This window comes from Psychrobacter fozii, assembly GCF_003217155.1.
Taxonomy (GTDB): Bacteria; Pseudomonadota; Gammaproteobacteria; order Pseudomonadales; family Moraxellaceae; genus Psychrobacter; species Psychrobacter fozii.
On sequence record NZ_QJSU01000004.1, the window covers coordinates 272779 to 286873 of the forward strand.

The 14095-nt window shown below is 42.7% G+C and carries 8 protein-coding genes; 4 read left to right on the plus strand and 4 right to left on the minus strand.

Annotated elements, in window-relative coordinates; genetic code table 11:
- Position 1: 1 nt before the first annotated feature.
- Both DFP82_RS07220 and DFP82_RS07225 read left to right on the plus strand, forming a co-directional pair.
- On the plus strand, positions 2-5320 hold the full coding sequence (locus DFP82_RS07220; RefSeq protein WP_110923054.1) for an SdrD B-like domain-containing protein: 5319 nt from the start codon (positions 2-4) through the stop codon (positions 5318-5320).
- A gap of 135 nt (positions 5321-5455) precedes the next feature.
- Positions 5456-6229, plus strand: coding sequence for a hypothetical protein (locus DFP82_RS07225; RefSeq protein ID WP_110923055.1), 774 nt, complete (start codon positions 5456-5458; stop codon positions 6227-6229).
- Between the two features lie 105 nt (positions 6230-6334).
- Here the strand turns inward: DFP82_RS07225 and DFP82_RS07230 are convergent, their stop codons facing one another.
- From DFP82_RS07230 to glpK, 4 genes are all read right to left on the minus strand, one after another.
- Entirely contained in the window at positions 6335-7033 is a 699-nt protein-coding gene (locus DFP82_RS07230; protein ID WP_110923056.1) for a TetR/AcrR family transcriptional regulator, read from the minus strand.
- A gap of 248 nt (positions 7034-7281) precedes the next feature.
- Positions 7282-8310 carry an endonuclease/exonuclease/phosphatase family protein gene (locus DFP82_RS07235; RefSeq protein WP_110923057.1) on the minus strand — a complete coding sequence of 343 codons (1029 nt, stop codon included), beginning with the start codon at positions 8308-8310 and terminating at the stop codon, positions 7282-7284.
- 295 nt (positions 8311-8605) lie between these two features.
- The gene (locus DFP82_RS07240) at positions 8606-9118 is read right to left on the minus strand and encodes a hypothetical protein (protein WP_110923058.1); all 513 of its coding nucleotides are present in this window, start codon (positions 9116-9118) and stop codon (positions 8606-8608) included.
- 326 nt (positions 9119-9444) lie between these two features.
- A complete protein-coding gene (gene glpK / locus DFP82_RS07245; protein WP_110923059.1) occupies positions 9445-11028 on the minus strand; it encodes a glycerol kinase GlpK in 1584 nt (527 codons plus the stop codon).
- A gap of 453 nt (positions 11029-11481) precedes the next feature.
- On the opposite strand from glpK, the gene DFP82_RS07250 reads away from it, so the two are divergent.
- Entirely contained in the window at positions 11482-13119 is a 1638-nt protein-coding gene (locus tag DFP82_RS07250) for a TolC family protein (RefSeq protein WP_110923060.1), read from the plus strand.
- Positions 13120-13169: 50 nt separating this feature from the next.
- Positions 13170-14036, plus strand: coding sequence for a YihY/virulence factor BrkB family protein (locus tag DFP82_RS07255; protein ID WP_110923061.1), 867 nt, complete (start codon positions 13170-13172; stop codon positions 14034-14036).
- The last annotated feature ends 59 nt before the right edge of the window (positions 14037-14095 follow it).

Here is a 14095-nt window from a genome sequence, read left to right on the forward strand (position 1 = left end):
TATGACTCTATCTATCATGACACCGTCTAATCGTATCACATTGTGTACAGCGAAGATTTCTGCGCTGTCATTAGCGATGTTGCTTATGCAATCAAATATGGCGTCTGCTGCGCCTATTACTCTCGTGCAAACTATCAATAATATTGCTAACGTGGCTTATGACGTTGAGTCTATCAAACAAAACGGTATTTCAAATCAGGTACAGGCTAAAGTCTCAGACCTACCTGCATACGGTATCAGCCTGACTCAGCAGCCTCTGCGTACTGTCATGCCTAACACAGAGGTAAGTTGGGTTAACGTACTGAGTAATACAAGTTATAGCGAGCAAACGGTTGAGCTAACACTTGCTATCTCGCCAACAGTTTCTAATTTAAAGGTCTATCAAGACCTTAATAACAATGGAAAAGTTGATTCAGCAGATAGACAAATCATGCTCGATAACTTGAGTGCTCAAATCAAACTTGGTCAGAGTGAAAGCATTCAGCTTATCGTACAAGCGCTATCAGATATCAATGGTGAAGATGGCGATACTGCTGATATAAAAATTGGCGCTATCATACTAGAAGATCCATCAATAGCAGCGGTTGAAGCGATCGACAGACTTGTTATCATCGAGCCTGAGATAAAATTTACCACGCCTCAATTTGATGAAACCAAAGCCACCTCACAAATCAATGAAAACGTCTACATTGACGCAAGCTATGCTCAGTGTAACGTGCAGACTGATAAGCCAGATCAAGTATGGATCACGGTTAAGTCTCCACTAACGGGTGACACCTACTCTCTCAAAGGCATCGAGACAGGCAATAACACCGGTAAATACCGTCTATCTGCCCCGACACAAAATAATGCCAATGCGATTGATGATAAATTTATCCAGACCTTGGTCAACGATACCTTAACGGCCAGTTTAGATGCTTGTATCGACCCTTCTGTCGGTACAGGTACTGATCAATTACCAACTGCTGGCGACTTTACTGTCCGTATCGATGATCTAAATACGCAAATCAATATCATTGATGACAATGCAAGCTTAGTCGTGACCAAAGAAAGTGACGTCAAAAGCGCTGATCTTGGAGATTATGTCAGCTATACCATCAATGTTACGAATAACGGTAATGCTACGGCTTACGATGTACAGCTAAAAGATGCCCTACCACGTGGTTTTGACTACGTTGATAACAGTGTGCGCGTCAGTCCAACGACCAATGTAGATATCAATCAAGCACAGACTACTGAGTTTAAGACTGATGGTAAATATCAGGTGCTAAGCTTAGGTAATATGGCAACTGGCGAAAGTAAAAAGATAACTTATCGTGTGTTGATCGGTGCCTCATCATTAGGTGGTGACGGTATCAACCGCGCGACTGCGGTGGCTAGCAATGACCAAGGTCAAAGTGTTGCTTCAAGAGAAGCACAATGGAAAATTGATGTAGAACGCGGCATCATGAATACGGACGGCATTATCATTGGTAAGGTCTACCACGATATCAACCGTGACGGTATTCAACAAAAAGAAGACGGCGAGCTCGGTGTCGCAGGCGTCCGTATCTACATGGAAAACGGTAACTTTGTGGTTACTGATCCTGAAGGTAAGTATAATTTCTATGGGATAAGTGCAAAGACACACGTCCTAAAAGTAGACCGCACCACCATCCCTCATGCAACCGAAATGGTCACCCAAAGTAATCGAAATGCTGGTGATGCTGGTAGCCGTTTTGTTGATTTGAAGTATGGCGAACTCCATCGTGCCGACTTTGCTATCGTTGGTGGCATGGGCGATAGCACTGAACGCTTGAATGCTGAGCTAGTCGCTCGCAGCAAATCGGTAGGTGCTAAAAACGATACCTTAGAGCAAGCGGTAAAAACAGAGCTGACACTAGACCCTGACTATAACACCGATACTACTGACAATGTCGATGCCAGTGGCTGTAATATCAACGGCGATTTAGATCTTGGTAATAATTGCGACTCTGCAATCGTCAATGATATGGTTGGTGAAGCAAGCAAACGCGTTGACATGGCTGTGACGACAGTAGCACCACCCGTCGAACAAGAATTAGAGCTATATCTAAAAGAAGTCGCTAATAATGATGTTGCCTTTATCAACTTAAACGAAGGTCAACAGCTTAGCTCTTATAAGCAAATAGTACAGGTACAAGCACCGCTCGGATCAATATTCACACTATATGCCAACGGCAAAGCAGTATCAGAGCAAAAAATAGGTAAAACAGCTGAGCAAGAAAAGCAAAACGTCACTGCTTTCGATTATTACGCAGTGGACTTACAACGCGGCAAGAACACCTTGCGCGGTGTGGCTACCGACATCAATGGTAAGGTCATCTCTGAACAAACGATCAAAGTATTGACGCCAGATAGCCTTCAAGCGATTGACTATCGTACTCAAACCCAGCTAGTAGCTGCCGACGGTATCAGCGAATACCAAGTCGTCATCAGCCTAAAAGATCGTGATGGTCGTCCATACATCGCCTCGACCCCGATTACTATCGATACCAATATCGGTCGTATCAATCTAAAAGATGGCAGTAAAGACACGGCCGGTACCCAAGTTATCGTATCAGGTGGCGAGCTATTGATTCCTGTGACCGCGCCTAGCGCACCGGGTAAAGGCGAGCTGGTTATCGACACTGGCAGTAGTAAACAGGTTATCCCTCTACAGTTTACCGCTCAGCTGCGTCCACTGATCGCTGTGGGTATCGTAGAAGGCGCTATCTCGCTCAAAGATTTTGATGGCAGTAGTATTACAGATGCTCAAGGCGCATTTGAGCAAGAGCTAAATGAAATTTCTGGCGATGACAACTATTCAGCGACTGGTCGTGCTGCTATGTTCCTCAAGGGCAAAGTACGCGGCGACTATCTGCTGACATTAGCATATGACAGTGATAAAAAGGGCGAACGTTTATTCCGTGATATCGATCCTGGCGAATACTATCCTGTTTATGGTGACTCATCAGCTAAAGGCTTTGATGCCCAATCTACTAGCAAGCTGTACGTACGCCTTGATAAAGGTCGCTCGTTCGCTATGTATGGCGATCTAAAGACTCAGATTGATAATGATGAAGGCATCAAGCTCGGTCAATACAATCGTACTTTGACAGGCCTAAAAGCTCAGTTTGAAGACAGTAATACTCGTGTTACCGCTTTTTTAGCAGAGACCAGTACAAGCCAGCGTGTCAATGAGACTCGTGGTCTTGGTATTTCAGGCCCTTACCCATTGGCTGAAAACTTTGATGCCGTACTAGAAAACTCTGAAACCATCGAAATCATCACTCGTGACGCAAACAATGCTGGACTGATCGTCAGCCGTGAGACACTGACACGTTTTGCTGATTACGAAATTGACCCTATTAGCCGTAGCCTATATTTAAAGAGTCCTATTGCCAGCCAAGATATTGATGGTAACCCTGTCTATATTCGTGTCACAGTAGAAGTAGATGAAGGTGGTGAAGATTACTTGGTTGGTGGTATCGCAGCCAAGCAACAGTTAAATGAGAAAATTTCTATTGGCGGTAGTTATATCAATAGTGATGATCCACTTAACAAAGAAGAGCTTGCTAGCCTGAATAGCGTCATTAAATTCAATGACAAGCTAAAGCTAGTCGCTGAATATGCCATGAACAAAGCTGAAAATCCAAACTTCCAGCCAAGTAACCAGATCAACACCACAGAGTTGAACGACAGTAATGTCGAAGGCAACGCATTCCGTATCGAGCTTGATTTTGATAACAAGAAAAACACACGTGCCAAAGCTTATTACAACGATGCCGACGAAGGTTTTGTCACTGGTTCATCGCCACTGACTGCTGGGCGTACCGAATCTGGTGTAGAAATCAACCGTACTTTAAATAGCAAGCAAACTGCGTTAACGTTAGAAGGCATACGTACAGAAGATCATACTACTGATGCTAGCAGTGAAGGTGTACAAGCCAGTATCGAGCATCGCTTGACTGAAAACGTCGTTGGTGAAATTGGTGTGCGCTACTACAAACAAGATGCAACCGCTGCCTCACGTAACACTCAAGCTGCAACAGATGTTTTGGACATCACAAACGACACCTTATTCAATGACGACATCATCAATCAGTCAGCGTTAAGCAGTATCAGCAGTGCGGACGAAGACATCGAAGGTACCACTGCTCGCGCCCGTATCACAGCGCATTTGCCGAAGTTAAATAATTCGTTGGTATTTGCAGAATATGAGCAAGATATTGAACACAGCTCACGTAATGCAACGTCCATTGGTGGTGAAACTCCAATGGGAAGCTTGGGCCGACTATATGCCCGTCATGATTTGATCAACAGCTTATCTGGTACTTATGGCCTTGATGACACTGATGAACGTCAGCGTACGGTTTTTGGTTTTGATGCCGCTTATATGAAAGATGGCAAAGTCTATAGCGAATACCGCATGAGTGATGCCATTAGTGCTCGCGAAGCTGAAGCTGCTATCGGTCTAAAAAACAAGTGGTATGTTCAAGAAGGTCTGACTTTAAATACCTTATTTGAGCGCGTTGAATCTCTTGAAGGTGAAGAAGATAACACGGCAACGGCGGCAGGTATCGGTGTTGAGTATCTTGCAAAAGAAGACTACAAAGCATCAGGACGTTTTGAGAAACGTTGGGGCGAGACGAGCGATACATTACTCGGTAGCGCAGGTATTGCGTACCGCTATACCGACGATATTACTTTACTGGCTAAAGACATTTATTCACGTATTGACTATGACGATGGTGATCGTACGATCAACCGTTTTCAGCTAGGTGCAGCATACCGTGATTACGATAGCAACCAGCTAGACATGCTTGCAAAGTTTGAATATCGTTTAGATGACAATAATACTGGCGATGATATTTATCAGAAAGATACCATGGTGTGGTCATGGAACGGTAACTACCATCCTACGCGTGCTATGACATGGTCTGGCCGCTATGCAGGTAAATATACAGAATACAAAGCAGATGGGTTGACGAGTGATAACACTGCTCATGCCGTCTATGGTCGCGGCCTTTATGACATTAGTGAGCGCTGGGATATCGGCATGCAAGCGGGTACGTACTGGAACGAGCAAGCAAATGACTTGGCTTATATGCTTGGTGCTGAAGTAGGCTATAGCCCAATGACCAATCTTTGGTTATCCATTGGCTATAACTTCATGGGCTTTGAAGATGAAGATATAGCCTATGATGACAGTACGCAAGAAGGGGCTTACTTCAGACTACGCTTTAAGTTTGATGAAGACTTATTCAAACGTGAAGATCCACGCAAAAACAACCGCCTAGCCAGTGACTCTACCTTATAGTTTGACAACATTGTTCTCAGTTACTGATGACAATGTTGCCCTTACTCTGTTATTTATCATCAGCTGATAGGTCATAGATCTAGCCATCATGATGCTAAATATCAATACTTATTACCTTAATATAAGGTTTGCACCATGTTTACATCTGTTATTAAAACCATTTCTCGCAAACAGTCGATATATACTGCGCTGTCGGCAATCGTACTGCTGACAACTGTCTCACCTGTTTTGGCAGAAAATGATACTGCACAGATCACAGATAAACATAGCTTTACTGACTGTCGTAATGATGCTCAAGATCAAAAGCCTTCTTATAGATACCAAAGTAATGAGCAACGCGTCCTGAACTGTATGGTAGATCAGCTGAAACCTTACCAACAAGCTGATAAAACTGCGCAGCAACAGTATTTTGCTTACCAGGCACAAGGATGGCTAAACTACGCTATTCATCAAGACAGTATGAATAGCAAGTCATCTGCTGGTAGTATAGCGACAGAAATGGCCGAGTCGATACTGCAAGCGCTAGAGACTGATACGATACAAAACATCGCACTACATCAAGACATACCTTCAAACTCTGCTCTCATGCGACCTGATCTGTGGGCGACTCTAAATGCTCTTAAAGATAGTGATGGTATCGCCTCAGCACCACGTGAGATAGCATTTAGCGAAGTGACTCTCATTTGGGCAGCCACCAATCAATGTGAGCGCGGCTGGCGAGAGTCAAGTATGCATTTTCGTATGGCAGATCGTTGGCTTGAACAAGCACGCGAGGCTTATGTAAACGCACACGACTCACAAACCAATGTAAATTTAGAACAGCTAATCGTCCGCTATTATAAGCAATATGCCCCTTTGGACACGGGTGATGATGTTTGCCAAGGGCAAGTGTTGACCCCAGTTCCATAAAGTAATCATAGCCATATTCATTGCTAATGGAGTTATTAAAATCTTAAACACAAAAAAGCCGACATATTATGTCGGCTTTTTCTATACATTCTTAAGGCGATTCTTCTACACTGATACTTTTTTACGTGGTAGCTTCTCTGGTAAGTAGCAACGTAAATAGGCAATAAATGCAGTGTTCGCTTCTTGGATATAGTCGTCAGTGATTTTCTGATGACGGCGATAAGATAACGTAAATATAGAATTGACAATACTATAAGCAATCAACAACGTATCTTGGATATCGTGGAAACCTGGCATCTCATAGCGTTCTGATAGACGTTTGTAAACCAAATCAACGATTTGATGATTAATGTCTTCACCAAAACTATCACCTTCAAAATCAGGCGTGTTGGTGTCATAAATGAGCTTTGCTTTCGTTTCATCATTATGAAATATCGTCACACACTGGTCAATCAGTGCGGTTAAATAGCCCTGCCATCTATCATAATTACCAACATCAACCGTCTCTACTATTTCTAATATTTCAATAGCATTCAAAAAGCGTAATGCTAAAAATATTGCTTCAATATTAGGGAAGAAATGATAAGCAGATGCTCTTGGAATACCCGCTTCTTCACAGACAGCAGCCAAGGTAATATCATTAATTGGTAGCGTTTCGCTCAACTTTTTGGCACCAGCCAACAATTTTTGACGGCGCGCACGGCCTTGCTGACTCGTAAACTTAAACTTATTTGGTACAAGCTTTTTTGCCAGTTCCGAGTCTACCAACACATCTTCAATCTTTTCGTCTTTATTTTCGCTCATTATAAGTCTCTTAAGGTTACACCCTGTTTTATAAATACAATTTTCATTGGATAATACTTATCCGAAATGAAAGAATTACATCCTATTAGTGAGTAATATAGCGTCAATGTGAGCGCTACTACATCTAACGGAGACGCATCATAAACGCTTGTACACCATCAAGCAAGGGAGATAAATGGGTTAAAAAATAATGTATAGATCAACAATTTAATAGAGTTGACCCTTTAGTGCAATTTAATATAATAAAACTAACTATTAAGTTTTATTTTCGCTCTTATAATACCATGATCGATGACTCTATCTGCATAATCCCATTTTAAATGGTCATTAAAATAGTCCACCCGTTCAACCTGACCAAGCGAAAACTTACTGTCAGGCAAAAACTCTTCTGAAACAAATAGTTGATCAATCACTTCTGGCATGCCTTGATAGATATGGGTATATGCCACATCTTTCATCCAGCCATAACGTGATTGAATTCGAGCAGCATCAAACAATGCGATATCACGCATGCTTTTGTCATAGTTGACTTCACCCGTTTCCGCCATTAATTGAGTGGTGACGCTACCAGTAACATCATTCATATCACCCAATAAAATCAATGGCTCATGAGTATGCTGCAAGCGCTCTATGATAGACATACGAATAGAAGCGGCTTCTGCAGCACGCATACATAAACTGCGTAGCTTGGCACGGACTCTAATATTAGGATCGTCTATATCTTCTAACAAGATGCCATTTTTATCACGTAAGAAAAAAGCACGCTTACTCTTAAGATGAGCAGTGATAATCGTTATTGGTTGACCATAGGCATTAACACGTACCACCAACGGCGGACGATTAAATCGCTGATAAGGACCTATATCAGGAACCTCAATCACCGCTTCAGGTAAAATCTCTTCTAACAAGCTGCTTTCCAGCTGTTCAAAACGGCTGATAATGCCAACAGAAGGCGTGTTCTGTGCGCCTTTACCTTGGGTATAAGGACTCGACACATCATTACTGGCCAAGGGAACAACCACATGCTCCGCCTTAAATCCTAACGAGACTGCCAATGCTTCAAGCGCATCACTGTCCCATACTTCTTGCACAGCGATGATATCAGCATGTGCTTTTGATAATAAATCACTAATACCGTGTAATTTATGCTTATACTCATCATTATTATAAGCGGATGCGTTCTCATAATAAATACGATCTGGGTTGGCAAAGTTAAGCAAATTGGCAGTGGCGATATAAAACTGCTTTGAATTATTCTCTTTTATATTATTAGTCATGGATTACCTACTATTATTATTCTTAACATTTGTTTTTAATAGTGTTTTTTGGAAATAACATGCATATATAACAAACAATATACAGCAAAAAAGCCCCCAAAGAAATCTTTGAGAGCTTCGAAAATGCATAAATTCAAGTTATTCTGTCTGTTAATAGAGCAATATCTACAACTTTACTCAATCTGGTCATAAGAGTGCAAGCTTACACACTGTATGCTTACTTACACTTAATATGCTGTTAGTTTCACCTAGTTGATTTTAGTTCACTAATTAACATAAATAACTATATTGTTAATTATGATACACGGTTCCATGCGTCACGTGATGCTCTACGTGCATCGTTCCATTCCATACGCGACTCGCCTTTCACTTCATGCCATGAACGCTCTAACTCTGATTCATGATCTTCGAAACGAGCATCTACGGGATAGTTAGCACGATTAGCATAGCCTACTGCATAGGCTGGATGTAAGTCACGGTCAAAGTCATGACCTTCTTTGTAGTAATCGGCGTTAGCATGCTCTGCGCGCCAGTAGGCTTCTTCATGGGTAGGATCGATAGCTTCTGCTGCTGCATGTCCAGCGCCGCCGCCAACGATAGCACCAATAGCGCCGCCAATCAAAGTACCCAGTGGACCTGCCATTGTACCAATAGCTGCACCTGCCGCTGCACCGCCTACACCACCAATACCTGTTCCTAGTGGATGTGAGCCTGGCTCACCAGTGATGATGTCAGCATTTAGGTCTTGCTTTGCCTCTTTTGACATATGTTTTACTTCACTGCGATCAATACTGTCATGGTTACTCATATTATTATCCTTAATTGTTTATTATATATTCGATTTATTAAGTGCCTGTTTCTTAAGCACCTGTTTCTTAAGTGCTTATGTATTAAGTTATGAATCTTAGAATTGTAATTTTACTAATTTCTTAAGAATCATCACGTTCGCTTAATTCAACTAAAGTATAATAATTTATGGATAACAACAGATAGGCAGATTATGTAAACTGTGTCCAAGTTGCGATTGCATTGCGTTACAGCCTGTATCTTTATAACGTTTTTGTAGAACACTCGACAACGTTAAGTAATCTTCCGTTAAATAACTACAGGGCTTTGATGATAATACTCAACCGTTTATATCGTTCTTAATGCTCGATCAACAGCTTGTTTCCACTTATTGAGGTGTTGCTCACGAATATCGCTGGACATTGTAGGTTCAAAAATCCGCTCAACTTGCCATGATGCTCGCATCGTTGCTTCGTCATATAGCCCAGTCTTTAGACCTGCCAGTAATGCAGCGCCTTTGGCAGTAATTTCTGTGTCTCTCGGGCGTAATACTGGTACATTCAACAAATCAGCCTGAAACTGCATCAGCAAGTCATTGTTGGCAGCGCCGCCATCTACTCTTAGCTCAGTCAGCGGATGAGGGCTGTCTTTTTGCATGGCAATGAGGACATCGTAAGTTTGATAAGCCACGGCTTCTAGAGCTGCACGCGCAATATGAGATTTAGTAGTGCCACGGCTCATGCCCGTGATACTCGCGCTGATATCAGAGCGCCAATAAGGTGCACCCAGTCCGGTAAATGCAGGCAGCAAAACCACATCTTCACTACTGTCTACCTGTCGTGCCAAATCTTCAACATCGCTGCTTTTTTGAATCATACCCAAATTATCACGCAGCCATTGGACGATCGCGCCCGCCATAAACACACTGCCCTCTAACGCATAGGTCACTTCTTTTTTGGGTGGCTGTAGCATACGCTTGCCCGATTGTACGATTTGATCAAACGATAGATTCTCTGGACGAGTTGGCATAGATTTTCTTTGCCAAGCGATGGTTGTCAATAATTTATGCTCACTGAGTTTTGGTTTTTGGCCAATATTCATCAGCATAAAACAACCTGTGCCATAAGTGTTTTTTGCCATGCCAGCATCGAGGCAGCCTTGCCCAAAAAGCGCTGCTTGCTGGTCACCCAGTACAGCCTGAATGGGTATCTGCTTGGCGAACAATCCTTTTTTAGTTTTGCCAAAATCACCGTCGGATGGTAGGACTTTAGGCAAGATATTCATGGGTATGGCAAACCGTGCACACAGCTCTTGTGACCACGCCAGTTTATGAATGTCATATAGTAACGTACGAGAAGCATTGCTCACATCAATGACATGCTCTCCGCCAGTCAGTTTATAGATAAGCCAACTATCTATCGTACCGACCGCGATTTCACCCCTATTAGCACGCACGCTCAATTTGGGATTGTTTTCGAGCAACCAAGCAATTTTACTGGCACTAAAATAAGGATCTAGACGTAAGCCTGTGATGCGTTGCACTTCACTTGCCATGTCTTCATCGCTATCATTAGTAACCTTTTCCACAGCCAATGTTTGACAATAGCGTTCCGTACGGCGATCTTGCCAAATAATAGCAGGCGCTAAGGGCTTGCCCGTTTGCTTATCCCAAATAACAATCGACTCACGCTGATTGGTAATCGCAATACTGGCCACATCGGTAGCAAGTAGGCCTGCCCGATTGATCACATCATGTGCACAGCTAATCTGAGTCTGCCAAATTTGTTGGGCATCTTGCTCGACATATCCAGCTTTGGGTGTTTGCAGCGTTGTCGGCTGTTGTACCATTTTTATCGGACGTGCATGGTCATCGTACAATATCGCGCGACTCGATGTTGTCCCTTGATCTAAAGCCAAAATGTATCCTGCCATGCCACCCACCTTCTACTGGTATTGTTTATACGATTCATTAATCGGTGCAATGATTCAATCATTCATTACGTATTACTGCTGACATTAGTTAATAATGTCATTTAAAAATAATAATTATTTAATACTAATCCGCTCAAACTTAAAAATACGCCACCCATGGTATTCGCTATCACATTACTTATAAACGAATATTTTAAAACTAAATCAGCTCTCTATCATACTGCTATTGACTATACAATAGAAAACAGGAGAATATTGAGCATTGACCCGTCACTATTGTGGCACTACAGTGTACGCTTTGTTATTGATAACAAAGTTCTGGTCTCTGTAATAGACTGGTATTTCGGCTTTTCTCCATCAGTAAATAGCTACAATGGTTCATACTTTCGCTATAGTTAAGACGTTATCTGACACCAAAACACCTTGCACTCTAATTAATGGCTTATGTGACTTATGAAATTTGCTTTATCGACTCTATCTAATTCGGTGATGATGGTTGCGCTTATAGCTTCAGCGGCATCCAATGTCGCAAGCGCAAACGAGAGTAATACTGAGCTCCAGAATAATGTGACACAAATTACTGATGCCGACTATCCAAGCGATATTCAAAAAACCCATGCCCAAGACAGCTCACTCACTACAAACCAAGAACTGAATAGAGCTCAGCAACCAATTGGCCTATCTACGGTTATCGACCCAATTACTCATAAAAGTATCGATGATAGTTATTCTTTAGAAGTACCAAGCTTATTAAGTCTCGAACAAGCCCAAAATATTTTATTACAAGTATCGCCGAAAATCGCTGCCAATCAAGCAGCAATCGCCGCCAGTGACTATCAGACTGATGCGCTAAGCACCTTAGACAACCCACTGGTGTTTGCACGCGTATCAGCGACTGCTTACCATCTGGACACTGATGTTGATTTATCATCACTCAAAAGTGGTGTTGTCAACGAAATAGATAGTATTGTTCCGGCTATACCGAACTTGCCAGATTTTGATGGATTGGTTGATGAGCGTATCCCAGATTCTTATAACATAAAACGCTCGGGATCAACGTCGGGTGCAGGACTTGGGGTCTTATGGCCTATCTATACCGCTGGACGCACAACTGCCTTAATAGGCGCTTCTGATGCTCGTACTCAAGAAGCCGTCGCAGACAGCTTGTTGGATAAAAATGAGCTATATAACACGTTGATTGAGCGGTATTTCAAAGCGCAGTTGGCTATCATTGCGGCCTACTTACGCGAAGATGCTTATGATACTCTGCAACAGACTGACCATATGGCTCAGCGACTGTTTGAAGAAGGCTTCATCTCTCGTGTTGATCGGTTAGAAGCACAGTCTGCACTGGCCGATGCAAAAAGCGAATCCGTCAATGCCAACAATGATGCACGCCTTGCGATGATGGCCTTGCAACGCCTATTGCGTACCGAATATCGCATCAAACCTACCACACCACTATTTGTCTCTAGTCGTCCCTTACCAGATGTAAATTACTTTCAAGATTTGGCACTGACCAATCATCCAGGTTTACAAAAAGTAGCGGCCAAGCGTGCGCAAGCACAGCAGTTACACGCACTGTCCGATACGGGTTACAAGCCTACTGTCATGCTGTATGGCTATAGTCAAGTTGAAAAAGACCCTAGTTGGGTTACTGGTATTTCGGCAAGCTGGAAATTATGGGGCGGACTAGATAAAACGGCATCGCTGGCATCGAGCAATGCCCAAATCCGCCAAGCAGATTTGTCTGAAATTGAAGTCAGTGACAATCTATTATTATTAGTAGAAAAAAACTGGCACGATGTCAACAATGCTCAATCACGTTATCAAGCATTACAAAGCAATGTTGATCTGGCTGCAGAAGTACTGCGTTTACGCCGATTGGGGCTGCAAGAAGGCGTGAATACCCCTATCGAAGTGGTGCAGGCTCAGACACAGTCACTCAAAGCACGTACGGAACAAGCACAAGCAGCAAACAGCTACGTACAGTCGCTGGCGGCGCTCATGCAAAGCTGCGGCACGCCTCTCGCGTTTAACGCTTATCTGAATGCTGCCGACATTCAATTGCCGACTTTATATAACGAATAATAATTTGATATGAGTAATTAATTAATCAGCCTATTGCGAATACCTGTCTTATGAAAGAACCAACTTCTACATCAACAAATAGCTGGCTACAGACTTTACTAGAAACCTGGCGTATCGCGAACAGCTCTAATGTTTGGGCACATTGCGCGAGCGTGGGGTTTTTTGGTTTTCTCTCCATTTTTCCAGTAATGGCGGTATTTGTACTGCTTTATGGTCTCGCATTTTCACCCGCTGAGATGCAAGAACAGATTGCGCTTTTACAGCCATTTATACCTGATACAGTATATGACATCCTAAATTCACGTCTGAGCGACTTGGTCTCTAGTACCACGTCTACACTAACGCTCAGCCTTGTTTTATCGAGCTTGCTCGCCCTTTATGCTGGCTCTAAAGGCATTAAGTTTTTAATTATTCTGATCAATCTTGCCTTTCATATCACTCAAGAGCGCGGCTTTATACAAGGTACCATCAGAGCCGTTGGTTTGACCCTTGCAGCAGTAGTGGTGTTGATTATCGCGGTTTCCTCTATTGCTATCATACCTTTGGGGGCGGCCTATTTTCCTTTCCCTCAGATAGCTAAGACCATTGCGCTTTGGAGCCGATGGCCGATATTGGCGGGTATCATATTTTTAAGCTTTTTAGGCTTTTATCGCCTAGCACCAAACCGTGATGCCGTAGCGCTAAAGAAACTGGTGCCCGGAGCAGCGCTGGCAACCGTTCTTTGGATCTTATTGTCTGTCATATTTTCAATTTATGTACAGAACTTTAATAATTATAGCGCTGAGTTTGGCGCACTTTCAGCGGCTGTGGTCATTATGCTGTGGCTTTATTATTCAGCATTTATCGTGGCCTTTGGTGCGATTTTTAATTCTGAAGCCATAGAAAGCGCCAAACCTTATGCTACCCGTGTTTACTAGGCCGTGTCATCAATTAGATTCTGATTCTGAGGCTAAAAATGAGAAAAATTGTAGATAAA

Coding starts and splice junctions, on each gene's coding strand:
- DFP82_RS07230 (WP_110923056.1), bottom strand. CDS start 7,033: ATGAGCGAAAATAAAGACGAAAAGATTGAAGATGTGTTGGTAGACTCG.
- DFP82_RS07250 (WP_110923060.1), top strand. CDS start 11,482: ATGAAATTTGCTTTATCGACTCTATCTAATTCGGTGATGATGGTTGCG.
- glpK (WP_110923059.1), bottom strand. CDS start 11,028: ATGGCAGGATACATTTTGGCTTTAGATCAAGGGACAACATCGAGTCGC.
- DFP82_RS07255 (WP_110923061.1), top strand. CDS start 13,170: ATGAAAGAACCAACTTCTACATCAACAAATAGCTGGCTACAGACTTTA.
- DFP82_RS07220 (WP_110923054.1), top strand. CDS start 2: ATGACTCTATCTATCATGACACCGTCTAATCGTATCACATTGTGTACA.
- DFP82_RS07240 (WP_110923058.1), bottom strand. CDS start 9,118: ATGAGTAACCATGACAGTATTGATCGCAGTGAAGTAAAACATATGTCA.
- DFP82_RS07235 (WP_110923057.1), bottom strand. CDS start 8,310: ATGACTAATAATATAAAAGAGAATAATTCAAAGCAGTTTTATATCGCC.
- DFP82_RS07225 (WP_110923055.1), top strand. CDS start 5,456: ATGTTTACATCTGTTATTAAAACCATTTCTCGCAAACAGTCGATATAT.